At 32.6% G+C, this 15,695-nt stretch carries 13 protein-coding genes; 9 read left to right on the top strand and 4 right to left on the bottom strand.

What is annotated here, in order from left to right:
- Positions 1-159 precede the first annotated feature (159 nt).
- Positions 160-792 carry a 7-carboxy-7-deazaguanine synthase QueE gene (locus HM985_RS12970; protein WP_179376670.1) on the top strand — a complete coding sequence of 211 codons (633 nt, stop codon included), beginning with the start codon at positions 160-162 and terminating at the stop codon, positions 790-792.
- A gap of 95 nt (positions 793-887) precedes the next feature.
- On the opposite strand, the gene HM985_RS12965 is transcribed toward HM985_RS12970, so the two are convergent.
- Positions 888-1,424, bottom strand: a complete 537-nt coding sequence (locus HM985_RS12965; RefSeq protein ID WP_179376669.1) for a DUF2911 domain-containing protein — start codon at positions 1,422-1,424, stop codon at positions 888-890.
- Positions 1,425-1,525: 101 nt separating this feature from the next.
- Positions 1,526-2,116: a DUF2911 domain-containing protein gene (locus tag HM985_RS12960; RefSeq protein ID WP_179376668.1), complete on the bottom strand. Its 591-nt coding sequence runs from the start codon at positions 2,114-2,116 to the stop codon at positions 1,526-1,528.
- A 270-nt stretch (positions 2,117-2,386) separates the two neighbouring features.
- On the opposite strand from HM985_RS12960, the gene asnB reads away from it, so the two are divergent.
- The 8 genes from asnB to secDF all read left to right on the top strand — a co-directional run bounded on the left by asnB (position 2,387) and on the right by secDF (position 13,918).
- Positions 2,387-4,060 (top strand): asparagine synthase B, encoded by a 1,674-nt coding sequence (asnB, locus tag HM985_RS12955; protein ID WP_179376667.1) that lies wholly within the window; start codon positions 2,387-2,389, stop codon positions 4,058-4,060.
- Between the two features lie 102 nt (positions 4,061-4,162).
- The gene (locus tag HM985_RS12950; RefSeq protein ID WP_179376666.1) at positions 4,163-4,759 is read left to right on the top strand and encodes a Crp/Fnr family transcriptional regulator; all 597 of its coding nucleotides are present in this window, start codon (positions 4,163-4,165) and stop codon (positions 4,757-4,759) included.
- 82 nt (positions 4,760-4,841) lie between these two features.
- Entirely contained in the window at positions 4,842-5,708 is an 867-nt protein-coding gene (locus HM985_RS12945) for a pirin family protein (protein WP_179376665.1), read from the top strand.
- A gap of 361 nt (positions 5,709-6,069) precedes the next feature.
- Entirely contained in the window at positions 6,070-8,019 is a 1,950-nt protein-coding gene (gene gyrB / locus HM985_RS12940; protein ID WP_179376664.1) for a DNA topoisomerase (ATP-hydrolyzing) subunit B, read from the top strand.
- A 309-nt stretch (positions 8,020-8,328) separates the two neighbouring features.
- Complete coding sequence (gene mdh, locus HM985_RS12935) at positions 8,329-9,255, top strand: malate dehydrogenase (RefSeq protein ID WP_179376663.1); 927 nt, start codon at positions 8,329-8,331, stop codon at positions 9,253-9,255.
- A 91-nt stretch (positions 9,256-9,346) separates the two neighbouring features.
- A complete protein-coding gene (locus HM985_RS12930) occupies positions 9,347-10,003 on the top strand; it encodes a DUF4412 domain-containing protein (protein WP_179376662.1) in 657 nt (218 codons plus the stop codon).
- A gap of 75 nt (positions 10,004-10,078) precedes the next feature.
- Positions 10,079-10,690, top strand: coding sequence for a hypothetical protein (locus HM985_RS12925; RefSeq protein ID WP_179376661.1), 612 nt, complete (start codon positions 10,079-10,081; stop codon positions 10,688-10,690).
- Positions 10,691-10,867: 177 nt separating this feature from the next.
- The gene (gene secDF, locus HM985_RS12920) at positions 10,868-13,918 is read left to right on the top strand and encodes a protein translocase subunit SecDF (protein WP_179376660.1); all 3,051 of its coding nucleotides are present in this window, start codon (positions 10,868-10,870) and stop codon (positions 13,916-13,918) included.
- A 422-nt stretch (positions 13,919-14,340) separates the two neighbouring features.
- On the opposite strand, the gene HM985_RS12915 is transcribed toward secDF, so the two are convergent.
- On the bottom strand, positions 14,341-14,838 hold the full coding sequence (locus HM985_RS12915; protein ID WP_179376659.1) for a DUF192 domain-containing protein: 498 nt from the start codon (positions 14,836-14,838) through the stop codon (positions 14,341-14,343).
- Positions 14,838-15,662 carry a prolipoprotein diacylglyceryl transferase gene (lgt, locus tag HM985_RS12910; RefSeq protein ID WP_179376658.1) on the bottom strand — a complete coding sequence of 275 codons (825 nt, stop codon included), beginning with the start codon at positions 15,660-15,662 and terminating at the stop codon, positions 14,838-14,840. The genes HM985_RS12915 and lgt overlap by 1 nt, the downstream gene beginning before the upstream one ends.
- Positions 15,663-15,695: the final 33 nt, after the last annotated feature.

Genomic DNA, 15,695 nt, shown 5'->3' with positions numbered 1-15,695 from the left:
AATGTAATTATGTTACGTATGAAATAGTTTTCAACCTGATAATTAGAGAGGCTAATAACGTGCAGATATATTTTTGTATTTGTAAATATTGAATTTTAGTAATAGTTTACAGTAAACAGATATAGAGACTGAAAACTAAATAACTATCTTTGCGGTCTTATGACAAGAAGAGAACGACAAGAGTTAATAGATAAAGGCTTATTACTGCCTTTGATGGAAGAGTTTTATACAATTCAAGGAGAGGGATTTCACAAAGGTACAGCGGCGTATTTTGTAAGAATTGGTGGTTGCGATGTTGGTTGCCATTGGTGCGACGTTAAGGAAAGCTGGTTAGCAGAATTACATCCGCCTACAGCAACAGAAAAGATTGTAGAGAATGCTGTAAAACATAGTAATACCATTATTGTTACTGGTGGTGAACCATTAACTTGGGATATGGGACCATTAACAGCACAGTTAAAAGCTAAAGGTGTACAAACACATATTGAAACGTCTGGCGCTTATAAGTTGACAGGGGAATGGGATTGGATTTGTTTGTCTCCTAAGAAAATGAAATTGCCTACTAAGGAAGTTTATGAAAAAGCACACGAGCTTAAATGCATTATTTATAATAATGATGATTTTAAGTTTGCAGAGGAGGAAGCAGCTAAGGTTAATGGGGATTGTGTTCTATATCTACAGCCAGAATGGAGTAAGCGCGATAAGGTAATTCCTAAAATTGTAGATTATGTTATGGCTAATCCGAAATGGAAAGTATCATTACAGACACATAAATATTTAAATATTCCTTAGAATAATAAATAGACAGAATAAAAAAGATCCGATTATAAATTAATATAATCGGATCTTTTTATTTTTCTAGCTTCTAGCTTCTAGCTTCTAGCTTTTTATTTAGTAAAAGGTACAGCAACTCTAGTTGTTCCCCAACCGATGAACATATGTACGCCATCATCAGACTTGTCAAAAGCAATAGAAAATGCTTCTAATGATTCTTTACCTTCTGTTACAGGAACAGTAATACTTGCTACGGTGTTGTCTTCTTTGTATCCTGCAGCTCCCCAGTTATTTACATCAGAACTTATAATAATAGTCCATTCTTTATCTCCAGGATTTGTAAATAATGAATACGTGCCAGCTTTAACCGTCTTGCCTCCAAGTTTCATATCCTTAAAAAGAATAAGTTCAGTTGCTTCGTTAGCACCTGTTCTCCATATTTTATCTTTTTGAGTTAATTCTTTTACCGTTCTACCTTTAAGTTGTGGTCTACCATAATATACTTTTATCAATTGTTCATTACCTCTTCCAAATGAAGCTGCGTCTAAAGGGCTTTTGTCTAAGCCGCTAAATTTTTGTGCTTCAGCATTAAAAGAAATAAGCATCATAAATGCAAATGAAATGGTTGTTAATAGTCTTGGTGTTTTCATAATTAATTTTTAAGTTTTTGTTAATGTGAATTCGATAAAGATAAACCCCATTCGTCTTAATTTTATCTTAAATGTATCAAGTGAATGTTAAAGTTGATGTCTTATTTTAGAGTCATTGGAAACTCTGCAATAGTTGTATCCCATCCTATTTTTAAGTTCACTGTATTTTCAGATACTTTGTATAGTGTTATAGATAAGTTTTCAATCTCTTTATTACTTTTAGTTACAGGTACAGATACGCTTGCAATGTCTTTAGTTTCATCGTATCCATAATTTCCCCAACCGTCAAGTTCTGTGTTTAATTTAAGAGTCCATTCTTTTTCAGTAGGAATAATAATCACGCTATATCGTCCGGCTTTAATTTCTTTTCCGCCAAAAGTAACATCATTTACAAATAATATTTCTGTAGACTCATTAGCTCCAACGCGCCATGCTTTTCCAAATTTTAAAAGCTTACCAAAAACTTCTCTTCCTTTTTTTGCAGGTCTAGAATAAGTAACTCTAATTTGTGGTTCAGCTTGTTTCTTAGCTTCTTCACTTTTTTCAAAGGTTCTTTTCGGCGCGTTTGAAGGATAATAAGCACGATCCATTGTGCTATTGTCCATTTGGTCAAATTCTTGAGCATTAACATTTAGTGAAATAAGCATTACAAAAGTTAGGCTAACAGTGGTTAATAAGTTTGAAGTTTTCATAATTAGAATTAAAATTTTGTTTGATTAAATTAGAATGTAATATGTGGCGTAAGTCGTAATTAAATAGTAAAATTTACAGATTAATAGTTAATCTGTTTATTTAATGTTGGTTTAATTCTATATTAACATGTATTTTATGTTTTTAGTTTCATATTGAAACTATTATTGTTGTTAGTGTTTTTAATATGAAAGTTTAAGTTCATATTTGTCCTGTAATTAATAATATATGGCTTATAATAATTGAAGCCTAATACAAAAAAGATAAAAGTTATGTGCGGAATAGTATGTGCGTTCGATATAAAACAAAAAACTGATGACTTAAGACCTCAGGTATTAGAAATGGCTAAAACAATTCGTCATCGTGGTCCAGATTGGAGCGGAATATATAGTGATGATAAAGTAATTATGGCGCATGAGCGTTTAGCAATTGTTGATCCTGCTTCAGGAAAACAACCATTGTTAAGTCCAGACAAGAAATTAATTTTAGCAGCCAACGGAGAAATCTATAACCATAGAGAATTGAGAAAACAATTTGAAGGTAAGTACGATTTTCAAACAGAAAGTGATTGTGAAGTCATCTTAGCTTTATATCAAGAAAAGGGTGCAGACTTTGTAGATGAGATGAACGGTATTTTTGGTTTTGCTATCTATGATGCTGAGAAAGATGAGTATTTTATTGCAAGAGATCATATGGGAATTATTCCTTTATATATAGGATGGGATAAAAGTGGAACTTTTTATGTGGCTTCAGAATTAAAAGCATTAGAAGGTGTCTGTACTAAAATTGAATTATTTCCTCCAGGACATTACATGTCGAGTAAAGATGGTGAGTTTGTACAATGGTATAAAAGAGATTGGACAGAATATGATGCTGTAAAAGATAACGAAACAAGTATTGCAGAAGTAAAAGAAGCGTTAGAAGCTGCTGTGCATAGACAATTAATGAGTGATGTGCCTTATGGTGTATTATTATCTGGAGGATTAGATTCTTCAGTAGTATCTGCAATTGCAAAAAAATATTCTCAAAAACGTGTTGAAAGTGATGATGTTTCAGAAGCTTGGTATCCACAATTACATTCTTTTGCTGTTGGGTTAGAAGGTTCGCCAGATTTAGCTGCAGCAAAAAAAGTAGCCGATCATATTGGTACTGTTCATCATGAAATTAAATTTACTATCCAAGAAGGTTTAGATGCTATCAAAGATGTTATTTATAACATCGAAACTTACGATATTACGACGATTCGCTCGTCTACACCAATGTATTTAATGGCGCGAGTTATTAAATCTATGGGAATAAAAATGGTCTTATCTGGTGAAGGAGCAGATGAACTGTTTGGTGGATATTTATACTTTCATAAAGCACCAGATGCAAAAGAGTTTCATGAAGAAACCGTGCGTAAATTAGATAAATTACACATGTACGATTGTTTAAGGGCTAACAAAAGTTTAGCAGCTTGGGGAATTGAAGGTCGTGTGCCATTTTTAGATAAAGAATTTATGGATGTTGCTATGCGCATCAACCCACAAGATAAAATGATTAATGGAGAACGCATGGAAAAATGGGTGGTTCGTAAGGCATTTGAAGATATGATTCCAGAAAGTGTAGCATGGCGACAGAAAGAACAATTTTCTGATGGAGTTGGTTACAGTTGGATTGATACTTTAAAGGAACTAGTTGATAAAGAGGTTACTGATGAGCAAATAAAAAATGCTAAATTCCGTTTTCCAATTAATACACCTTTAAACAAAGAAGAGTATTATTATAGAACTATTTTTGAAGGTCATTTCCCTAGTGATGCAGCAGCATTAAGTGTACCGCAAGAAGCAAGTGTAGCTTGTAGTACAGCAACAGCCTTAGAGTGGGATGAAGCATTTAAAAACATGAATGATCCTTCTGGTAGAGCTGTAGCGAAAGTACATTCAGATTCTTATGTGAAAGCATAATGTTAAGAAAAGCAATTTTCATAGTAAAGACCAATCTAATTAAAAGATTGGTCTTTTTTTTATGTCTAGTAATATTGTAAATTCATAACTTTAAAAGGAACTATGTTATTACCTAATTTTAAGAAACACCTTATTGAAAAAGGAGGTTTATCTGAAACTGAATTTTTAGAAATAGAACGCTTTATAAAAATAAAGAAGATTTCTAAGGGCGAATTTTTACTTAAACAAGGTGTGGTTTGTAATTATTCCTTTTTTGTAGAACAAGGTGTTTTAAGATTCTATGCTTTAAATGAAGAAGGAAAGGAAAATATACTTCAGTTTGCTACAGAAAGTTGGATTGTTAGCGATCGTGGAAGTGTGTTTTTTCAAGAACCTTCTACATATTATATAGATGCAATAGAAGATGTCGTGACGGTTTTGTTAGATGAAGATTTTGTGAATAAAGTAGCAAGTGTTAATGCTCATTTTAGAAAGGAAAACGAAAAACTATTACAAAATCATATTAGACATTTATATAAAAGGATAAGTCAATTACTAGGCGCTACAGCTCGAGAGCGTTATCTGTATTTTGTAAATATGTACCCCGATATTATGTTGCGCGTACCACAATGGATGATCGCCTCTTATTTAGGAATAACACCCGAAAGCTTAAGTCGTGTTCGTAAAGCTTTATCTAAAGAGAACTTTAAACCGTATTAATTCAGGCTTAACTACTTATCATAGGTCAATGCTTAGGCTTTATTGTTCTATTAATTTTACAGTAATAAATATGTAAAGTACGATGAAGCTAAGAACTATAGAAAAGATAATAAAACCAGGAACACCTCATTTTGTAGGTGATGGATTTAGAGTACATAATTTTATTCCAGGAACTTCAACGATGAAGCGTATGGATCCTTTTATTATGCTAGATTATAATTCAAAATATAATTTTCCAGCAACAGATAAGCCAAAAGGAGTTGGTGTACATCCACATCGCGGATTCGAAACGGTTACTATTGCTTACAAAGGTCGTGTGGAACATGGAGATAGTGCAGGAGGTGGAGGTATAATTGGAGAAGGAGATGTACAATGGATGACTGCGGCATCAGGAGTATTGCATAAAGAGTTTCATGAAACCGAATGGAGTAAAACAGGAGGCGAATTTCAAATGGTTCAATTATGGGTTAATCTTCCAGCGAAAGACAAAATGAGTCCGCCAAAATATCAAGCGATTTCTAATGCAGAAATAAAAAAAGTGATTTTGCCAAATGAAGCAGGTTTAGTTGAGGTCATCGCAGGTTCATATCAAGGAGTTGTAGGACCAGCATCTACATTTTCGCCAATGAATATGTTCAATTTAAAATTAAAGAAAGGTGCAAAAACACAATTAACGTTTCCAAAACATTATACAACCTCATTATTAATGGTTGAAGGAAGCGCTACAATTAATGGTGCAAAAGTGCTAGCAGATCACTTTGTATTATTTAATTCAGACGGAGAAACTTTCACGGTAGAAACCTTAAGTGATGGTGTTATTTTAGTATTAAGCGGAGAACCAATTAACGAACCTATTGCAGCTCACGGTCCATTTGTAATGAATACGCAAGAAGAACTTATAGAAGCTTTTCAAGATTTTAATACAGGCAAGTTTGGATATTTAGAATAGTGTAATTAATTATCAAGACCTGAGGAGTAAGTTGTTTAGTCTTCATCTTAAATTTACGCTTTGTTTTAGAAGAAAAAGCATTAAATGAATAAAATAATAAGGTTCAAAATAAAGCTTCTGAGCCATCTTTTTATTTTTTAAGATTACATGTTGAATTGAAAACATTGAAATCCGATTTAATCTACTTTTTAAGCGATTTAAGACGTTTTCGTGATAATTGAAAATAGTGATGATTATTGTTTAGAGTGGTTAAAAAGCTTTTGAAATGCGTTTTTAAATCCTTATATTTGTTAGTGTTCAAAAATGATACACACGTGTCATTTTTTTATGCCATAAATCGAATTAAAACGTATTCAAAATAATGAGCGAGAAAAGAGAAGAATTTAACAAGGATAATTATTCCGCAGATAGCATCCAAGCCCTTGAAGGGATGGAGCACGTGCGTATGCGTCCTTCCATGTACATTGGAGATGTAGGTGTGAGAGGTTTACACCATTTAGTTTATGAGGTTGTAGATAACTCAATTGATGAAGCTTTAGCTGGTCATTGTGACAATATTAGTGTTACTATAAATGAAGATAATTCCATCACTACAGAAGATGACGGTCGTGGTATTCCTGTAGATTTACACAAAAAAGAAGGTGTCTCTGCTCTAGAGGTTGTAATGACTAAAATTGGTGCAGGTGGTAAATTCGATAAAGATTCTTACAAAGTTTCTGGTGGACTTCACGGTGTTGGTGTAAGTTGTGTTAACGCATTATCAGAGCATTTAACAGCTACCGTATACAGAAAAGGTGAAATCTGGGAGCAAGAGTACGAAAGAGGTAAAGCCATGTATCCTGTAAAAAAGGTTGGTGAAACTGATAAAAGAGGTACAATTGTTACGTTTAAACCAGATGCAACAATTTTTACGCAGACTTTAGATTATAACTACGATACTTTAGCAAGTCGTTTGCGTGAATTAGCTTATTTGAATAAAGGAATTACAATTCATTTAATTGATAAGCGTAGTGTAAAAGAAGATGGAGAATTTGAAGGAGAAACTTTTCATTCTGAAGAAGGTCTTAAAGAATTTATCAGATTTTTAGATGCAACAAGAGAGCCTTTAATGAAAGATGTTATTTCTTTTGAAGGTGAGAAAAACGGAGTACCTGTAGAGGTTGCTATGATTTATAATACATCATACGCCGAAAATTTACACTCTTATGTAAATAATATTAATACACATGAAGGAGGTACGCACCTTTCTGGTTTCCGTCGTGGTTTAACACATACCCTTAAAAAGTATGCGGATGAATCTGGAATGTTAGACAAATTAAAGTTTGATATTGCTGGTGATGATTTCCGTGAAGGGTTAACTGCAATTATTTCGGTAAAAGTACAAGAACCACAATTTGAAGGACAAACAAAGACTAAGTTAGGTAACCGTGAAGTTTCTGCAGCAGTAAGTCAGTCTGTTTCTGAAATGCTAACAGATTATTTGGAAGAGAATCCAGATGATGCTAAGACTATTGTTCAAAAAGTAATACTTGCTGCACAAGCACGTCATGCCGCTCAAAAGGCGCGTGAAATGGTACAGCGTAAAACTGTAATGAGTATTGGGGGGTTACCTGGGAAACTTTCTGATTGTTCAGAACAAGATCCTTCAAAATGTGAAGTTTACTTAGTCGAGGGAGATTCGGCAGGTGGAACAGCAAAACAAGGTCGTGATAGAATGTTTCAAGCTATTCTACCATTAAGAGGTAAGATTCTTAATGTAGAAAAAGCGATGACGCATAAGGTTTTCGAAAACGAAGAAATCAAAAATATTTTTACAGCTCTAGGTGTTACTATCGGAACAGAAGAAGATAGTAAAGCTTTAAATCTTTCAAAATTAAGATATCATAAAATTGTGATTATGTGTGATGCCGATATTGATGGTTCTCACATTGAAACTTTAATCTTAACATTCTTCTTCCGTTATATGAAGGAGTTAATTGAAAATGGTCATATTTATATCGCAACACCACCTTTATTCTTAGTGAAAAAAGGAGCTAAAAAAGAATATGCTTGGAACGATGAAGAGCGTATGGCATTGCAAGAACAATATGGTGATGGTGCAAAAATTCAACGTTATAAAGGTCTTGGAGAGATGAATGCAGAACAACTTTGGGATACAACAATGAATCCTGAGTTTAGAACATTACGTCAAATCCATATTGATAATGGAGTTGAAGCAGATCGTGTATTCTCAATGTTAATGGGAGACGAAGTGCCACCTCGTAGAGAGTTTATTGAAAAGAACGCTGTTTATGCAAATATTGATGCTTAAATAGATTCTTCATTTAAATTATAAAAAAAAGCAATTACGTAGCTCACGTAGTTGCTTTTTTTGTAGAATATATTGTAATTTTTAAAGGGTTATTAAACCTGTTCAGTATTAATTGGTGTTGAGGTTTATAAATAATAGATAATGATATCTTAAGATTGATTTTTTTTCATTTTTAAGAATACATAAATCTTATGCGTTTTTTAATACAAAGAGCGGTATTTACTCTAATCCTTTCTTCTTTAAAAGTAATTTTATTTGTAAATTTACAGTGATTTATAACACTTAGTTTCACATTAAAATATAATAAACATGAAAGTAACAGTAGTTGGTGCAGGTGCCGTAGGAGCAAGTTGTGCAGAGTATATCGCAATTAAGAATTTTGCTTCAGAAGTAGTGATCTTAGATATTAAAGAAGGTTATGCAGAAGGTAAAGCAATGGATTTAATGCAGTGTGCTTCTCTAAATGGGTTCGATACTAAAGTAACAGGAAGTACAAACGATTATTCTAAAACAGCAGATAGTGATATTTGTGTTATTACTTCAGGTATTCCACGTAAGCCAGGAATGACAAGAGAAGAATTAATTGGTATTAATGCTGGTATTGTAAAAACAGTATCTTCAAGTTTAGTAGAACATTCTCCAAATACAATTATCATAGTTGTAAGTAACCCGATGGATACAATGACTTATTTGGTTCATAAAACTACAGGCTTACCAAAACATAGAATTATTGGTATGGGTGGAGCTTTAGATTCTGCACGTTTCAAATACAGATTAGCTGAAGCTTTAGAAGCGCCTATCAGTGATGTTGACGGAATGGTAATTGGTGGACATAGCGATACAGGTATGGTGCCATTAATATCTCATGCGACAAGAAACAGTATTAAAGTTTCTGAATTTTTATCAGAAGAGCGTTTAACTCAAGTTGCAGAAGATACTAAAGTAGGTGGTGCAACATTGACTAAATTATTAGGGACTTCAGCTTGGTATGCTCCAGGAGCAGCTGTTAGCGGATTAGTACAAGCAATTGCTTGCGACCAAAAGAAAATTTATCCTTGTTCTACATTATTAGATGGAGAATATGGTTTAAGTGATCTTTGTATTGGTGTGCCAGTTGTTTTAGGTAAAAACGGTATCGAAAAAATTGTTGATGTATCTTTAAGCGATGCAGAAAAAGAACACATGAAAGCAAGTGCAGAAGGTGTTAAGAAAACTAATGCATTATTAGAATTATAGATAATAATATAAATAACTAATTTGTGAAAACCTTACCGATATTTTGTTGGTAAGGTTTTTGCGTGATTAGATTTAAATCACAAAATAAGAAATGAAAAAGTTACTATTATTAAGTTTAGCATTAATGCTAAGTATTGCTGTTACAGCTCAAGAAAAGATTAATGAAGGTATTCTTATTGCAAAGCAGACAATGGCTAGCGATAATGAACAAATGAATTCACAGCTTAAAGCTATGGGAGATACATCGGCTAAGACCTATTTTAAAGGTGAAAAGTCGAGAAGTGAAACTAGTAGTCCTATGACTGGTGATATTGTTATTGTTATTGATGCTTCAGATAAGCAAATGCTAATGATGATGGATCGTCCAGGAATGGGGAAAAAATATGTATTACAATCTTTTCAGCCAACTGAAGAAGATCTAAAATCAGTAACTGTTACAAAAGGCACTGAAACAAAAACAATATTGGGTTACGAATGTCAACAATATTTGATTAGTATGAAACAAAACGGTCAAGATGTAAAAATGGAGATGTTTACAACAGATAAGATTTCAGCTGTAAGTCAAAATACAACAGCAATGGGAGATCAGGTAGAAGGATTTCCGCTTTATTTTGTTATGACGATGAACCAAATGGGATCTAATATTGAAGTGACTTCAGAAATTATAGAAATTAAGAAAGAAGCTGTTTCTGATGATAAAGTAAGCTTAACACCTCCTGAGGGTTATACTAAAATGGAAGGGATGTAATTGAATATTTTATTCAGTTGTAAAATTTAGAGGAGGCTGTAGAAATACAGTCTTTTTTTTGTCTATATTTGGCGTGTGAAAATCAAATTACATTTTTTTGTATTAGCTGTACTCTTGGCGCTTATAGGGACGTATATAGAGCATTATACAGTTCCTAATCAGCAAATTGTAATTCAGTTTTCAGACAAGGATATTTCTTCAGAAGATTCTGAAAATGCTATAGTTGCTATTCAGAATAAATTAGAAAACATAGGGGTTTCTCAAATTCAAATCGGAGAAAATAATCAAGGAACACTTCGAATTATTTATCATAGTGATGCAGATGTAGAGGATATTCAGCATGCCCTTTTTAATGTTGAAGACTTAACAATAGCATACAATTCTTCTCATAATAAATCACATAATCTTCCAGATTCTAAACATCTTAAGAATTACGAGATTAATATTTCAGAAATAAAGACAAATAACAATACCGATTGGGACTTTAACGGTACACAAGTTGTCGAAGTTAATCAAAAAACGGATCGTTTATCTTATTTTAAAATACATAGTTCTGGTTTTTATAACCAAAATTCAATTCATAATTATGATATTAAAATTTCGGTAGTCATTGTTAATGATTTAACTACAGCGATTCATAATGTCTCTTATATTATTCCTGAGGTCAGGGCAGGGCCAACCGCTTAGGGAATTAAATACTTTAATATAATTCTCACTTCACATTACAATGCTTTTATCAATTAAAGGCAGAAAATCAATTTATTAAAAAAGATTGTCGAATTATAGTGTAAACTATATATTTGCGCGCTAGTTTCAATAACTATTGGAATTAATTAAATAGTCGACATTAAACAAAAACTCACAATGCAAAACAAAGGAATAATTAAGCTTTTTGCGCTTTTATTTGGTTTAGTAAGTATTTATCAATTATCATTTACTTTCAAATCCGGACAAATTGAACAAACCGCAGAAACAGCAGCAATAGCAAAATATGCTGACACAGAGGAAGATTACCAAACAAAAAGAAATATTGAAGAACTTCGTTATCTAGATTCTTTAAAAACTTCAAAAATTAAAGTAGGTGATAACTTTGAGCCTATTGAAGTTTATAATTTAGGTATCGCTCAGTATTCTTATACTGAAGTTGAAAATAATGCTATGAACCTTGGTTTAGACCTTAAAGGTGGTATTAATGTTATTCTTCAGATTTCTGTAAGAGATATTTTAAAAGGATTAGCTGATAATAGTAAAGATCCAATTTTTAATAAAGCATTAGATAATGCTGAAGAATTACAGAAGGATTCACAAGACTCTTATTTACAATCGTTCTTTACGGCATTTGATGCAATTAAAGGAGATACAAAATTAGCATCACCAGATATTTTTGCAAACCGTACGTTAAGTGACGAGATTAAATTCGATATGTCAGATAGCGAGGTTAAAAGTATCCTTGAAACTAAAATAGATGAGTCTATCGTTTCTGCTTTTGAAGTATTACGTAAGCGTATTGATAAATTTGGTGTAACATCTCCTAACATTCAACGTTTAGGAAATTCTGGTCGTATTTTATTAGAATTACCAGGGGCTAAAGATATTGAACGTGTAAAGGATTTAGTAACTAAGACAGCACAATTGCAGTTTTGGGAAACTTATAAAACAGAAGAAGTTGTTCCTTATTTATTAGAAGTAAACCAAGCATTAGTTGAAGCGAATAAAAAAGCGGAAACTACAGATGAGGTCGCTGATGTAACAGAAACTGAAGATGAAGGTACAGCAGATGCAATTGATGAGTTAACGGGGCAGATTGAATCAGACTCTACAAGTGTTGCTAATGTTAATCCTTTAGGGATTCAAGGTTACGGAAACGGTGGGTCTGTAGTTGGTATGTTTTTATCTAAAGATAAAGAAAGAGTAATGGCGGAATTAAACTCGTCTAAACACAGAGCATCTTTACCGGCAGAAATGCGTTATGTAAGATTTGTTTGGGGACTTCAAAATGAAGAATCTGAATATTCTGATTTATATGCTATTAAGGGTAATAGAGACGGTGAGCCAGAATTAAGTGGTGCTGTTATTACAGATGCAAGTCAAGATTATGACCAAGTAAGTAGACCAGCCGTAAGTATGCAAATGGATGCTAGAGGTTCTAAGGTTTGGGAAGAAATGACTAAAAAAGCTTACGAAACTCAAGGGTATATTGCTATTGTATTAGATAACACTGTGTATTCTGCACCAAGTGTATCTTCAGGGCCAATTGCAGGTGGTAGATCTCAAATTTCAGGATCATTTTCATTAACAGAAGCTGTCGATTTAGCAAACGTTTTAAGAGCTGGTAAATTACCTGCTTCTGCTCAGATCGTTCAAGCTGATGAAGTTGGTCCATCTTTAGGTCAAGAAGCTATTGATAGTGGAATGCGATCTTTTATGATAGCATTAGCCTTCGTATTACTTTGGATGATGGTTTATTACGGAAAAGCTGGTGGATTTGCTGATATCGCTTTAATGTTAAACATCTTATTAATATTTGGTGTATTAGCAAGTTTAGGTGCGGTATTAACGCTTCCTGGTATTGCTGGTATTGTATTAACGATTGGTATGTCGGTCGATGCCAACGTACTTATCTTTGAAAGGATAAAAGAAGAAATTGCCAAAGGGAAAACTCAAAAAGAAGCTATTAAAGATGGTTTTTCTAATGCATTATCTTCAATTTTAGATGCTAACATTACAACAGGTTTAACTGCTTTTATATTATTTGTTTTCGGAACAGGACCAATTAAAGGTTTTGCAACAACATTAATCATAGGTATTTTAACGTCATTATTTACAGCAATTTTCATTACTCGTTTATTAGTAGACTGGTATGTAGGTAGAGGTGGTAAATTAGATTTCTCTACAAGTTTAACTAAAAACTTATTTACAAACTTAAATATTGAATTCTTGAAGAAACGTAAGATTGCTTACATTATTTCTGGAGCGCTTATTTTAGCAAGTTTAGGTTCGCTTTTTACAACAGGATTAGATCAAGGTATTGATTTTGTTGGGGGACGAACTTACCAAGTACGTTTTGATCAAGATATGAGTGTAGAAGAAGTTAAGAATGATCTACATGAAGTTTTTGAAAGTGCCGAAGTAAAAACTATTGGTGGTGCAAACCAATTAAAAATTTCTACAAAATATAAGGTAGAAGATAGTTCTATTGAAGCGGATGAAGAAGTACAATCTATGTTGTTTGAAACGCTTAGAAAGTACCTTCCAGAAGGGATGACTTATGCTGAGTTTTTAGATGGCTCTGGTGATAAGAAAATTGGTAAAATGCTATCAAGTAAAGTAAGTCCAACAATTGCAGATGATATTAAAAAATCATCTATCTGGGCAATTTTAGGATCTTTAGTTGTTGTATTCTTATATATCTTATTAAGATTTAAGAAATGGCAATTTTCTCTTGGTGCAGTTGCTGCTGTATTCCATGATGTTTTAATTGTATTAGGGATTTATTCGTTAACATGGAGAATTATGCCATTTAGCATGGAAATTGACCAAACGTTTATTGCAGCAATCTTAACTGTAATTGGGTACTCGCTGAATGATACGGTTGTTGTATTCGATAGAATTAGAGAATATTTTAATGAAAACTTAGGTTGGGGATTAGATACCACTATTAACAGATCAATTAACAGTACGGTGAGTAGAACATTAAATACATCTTTAACTACGTTAGTAGCGTTATTAGCGATGTTCTTATTTGGTGCAGATTCACTTAAGGATTTATTATTTGCATTAATTGTTGGTGTTATTGTGGGTACTTACTCTTCTGTATTTATCGCAACTCCTATAATGTATGATACTGCTAGAAAAGGTAGTGCTGCAGATGCACTTAAGAATAAAGAAAAAGAAGAAGACACTGAAGAAGTATAAGTCTTGATTATTATTAATTCTGAACTAAATTCAGAATTAAGAAATGCCCTTCTTAGTTGAAGGGCATTTTTTTTGCTTAAAAGAAGATGTTGGTGTTATTGAGTATGTGTTTATTCTAATTAGTGTCAGAGTAAGAAATCTCTATTTAAGATTAAATTAGAGCTTGTTTTAAAGAGCTATTTTATAGTTGTGTCCTCTTGTTAAATATTTTCTATTTAGGACCTAACAGTGTTAGGAATTGACTTATTTAATAGGTTAACTAGTTTTGTTTTGTAATTAACCAGTTTCTAAAACTTATATATCCATTTGAGGATTTAAGTAGTAAGAGTATGAAATTTAAAATAAAAAAATCCCAGATTAATATTTAACCTGGGGTTTTAATTTTATGATAAGATATTAATCTTATTTATGATGATAAGTTGTTATAGAGTTTCAAAAGAAATAGTATCTCCAACATTCAGGTTCCATACATCACTAAGTCCACCATATATTTCTAACACATATTTGGCAGGTGCTTCAGAAGGTAGTGATATCTCATCCATTGGCTTCGCATTCTTCTGAAAGCTAACAATAGTTTTGTTTTTATCTATATAAATTATATCTAAAGGAATTTTAGTATTCTTCATGTAGAAACTGCGCATTTGTGTATCTGGAAATATAAATAACATGCCATGATTTACTTTTAACTGATTTCTGTACATTAAACCGGTTTGGGTAGTGTATTCATCATCAGCGATCTCAATATCTATTGTTTTTATAATAGAATTCGAATCTGCTTTTTTCAGTGTAAGTGTGCCTTCTTTCTTAAAGGAAACCACAACTTTATCTTCGGTTATTGTTTTCTTCTCTTCTTTACAAGATGAAAGGAACACAAGCCCAGAAACAATAACTACAGACTTTAAAAACAGTTGAATACGCATTAACTAAGTTTTGTTTTTGGTTTATAGATAAACATAAAATATAATCCAATTAATACAAAAGGAATACTTAAAAGCTGCCCTGTGTTTAATGCCCAATCTGCGCGCTCAACGTTCTGAGCTTCTTTTACAAATTCTACAAAGAATCTTACAGTCCATAATAAGACTAGAAACAGACCAAATAAAAAGCCTTGTTGTTCAGATTTTTTTGTTTTCCAGTAAAAATAAAATAAGATTAAGAATACAAATACATAACAAAATGCTTCATATAACTGAGCAGGATGTCTTGGCGCAGATTCACCAAGTTGCTTAAAGACAACACCGAAGTCGCTACCTGTATATTTTCCTATAATTTCTGAATTGATAAAATTTCCGATTCTAACAAATACAGCACCTAAAGCAACAGGGATTACGACACGATCTAAGATCCACAACACTGTTTTATGAAGGACTTTTTTATTGTATAAGTACATAGAAACTATCATAGCAATAGCAGCTCCATGACTCGCTAAACCTTGAAAGCCTGTAAACTCAAAACCTCCTTTAAATTTAAAAGGTAGAAAAATGCTAAAAAAATCTTCTGTGATAAGCTCTGGTTGGTAGAAAATAACATGACCAAGTCTTGCACCTAGCATAATACCTATGACAGAATAGATAAACAAAGAATCTAAAGATTCATCTGATTCCCCTTCATTTTTATAAATACGCTTAGTAACATAAAAGCCCAAAATAAAGGCTGTGATCCACATTAAGCTGTAAAAGTGAAGTTTAAAAAACCCTAAATCAATAAACTTTATAGGATCCCAATCAATTGATAATAAAAACATAGATAATCTATTTATTCGGTAAATATAATATTT

The organism is Winogradskyella wichelsiae (genome assembly GCF_013403925.1).
Classification (GTDB): Bacteria; Bacteroidota; Bacteroidia; order Flavobacteriales; family Flavobacteriaceae; genus Winogradskyella; species Winogradskyella wichelsiae.
The sequence above is the reverse complement of the archived record's forward strand: the minus strand, read 5'-3'. Positions and strand labels throughout refer to the sequence as shown.

Excerpts from the sequence above, each read along its gene's own strand:
- HM985_RS12930 (WP_179376662.1), top strand. The coding sequence starts at position 9,347 with ATGAAAAAGTTACTATTATTAAGTTTAGCATTAATGCTAAGTATTGCT.
- asnB (WP_179376667.1), top strand. The coding sequence starts at position 2,387 with ATGTGCGGAATAGTATGTGCGTTCGATATAAAACAAAAAACTGATGAC.
- HM985_RS12945 (WP_179376665.1), top strand. The coding sequence starts at position 4,842 with ATGAAGCTAAGAACTATAGAAAAGATAATAAAACCAGGAACACCTCAT.
- gyrB (WP_179376664.1), top strand. The coding sequence starts at position 6,070 with ATGAGCGAGAAAAGAGAAGAATTTAACAAGGATAATTATTCCGCAGAT.
- secDF (WP_179376660.1), top strand. The coding sequence starts at position 10,868 with ATGCAAAACAAAGGAATAATTAAGCTTTTTGCGCTTTTATTTGGTTTA.
- HM985_RS12960 (WP_179376668.1), bottom strand. The coding sequence starts at position 2,116 with ATGAAAACTTCAAACTTATTAACCACTGTTAGCCTAACTTTTGTAATG.
- HM985_RS12915 (WP_179376659.1), bottom strand. The coding sequence starts at position 14,838 with ATGCGTATTCAACTGTTTTTAAAGTCTGTAGTTATTGTTTCTGGGCTT.
- mdh (WP_179376663.1), top strand. The coding sequence starts at position 8,329 with ATGAAAGTAACAGTAGTTGGTGCAGGTGCCGTAGGAGCAAGTTGTGCA.
- HM985_RS12970 (WP_179376670.1), top strand. The coding sequence starts at position 160 with ATGACAAGAAGAGAACGACAAGAGTTAATAGATAAAGGCTTATTACTG.
- lgt (WP_179376658.1), bottom strand. The coding sequence starts at position 15,662 with ATGTTTTTATTATCAATTGATTGGGATCCTATAAAGTTTATTGATTTA.
- HM985_RS12965 (WP_179376669.1), bottom strand. The coding sequence starts at position 1,424 with ATGAAAACACCAAGACTATTAACAACCATTTCATTTGCATTTATGATG.
- HM985_RS12950 (WP_179376666.1), top strand. The coding sequence starts at position 4,163 with ATGTTATTACCTAATTTTAAGAAACACCTTATTGAAAAAGGAGGTTTA.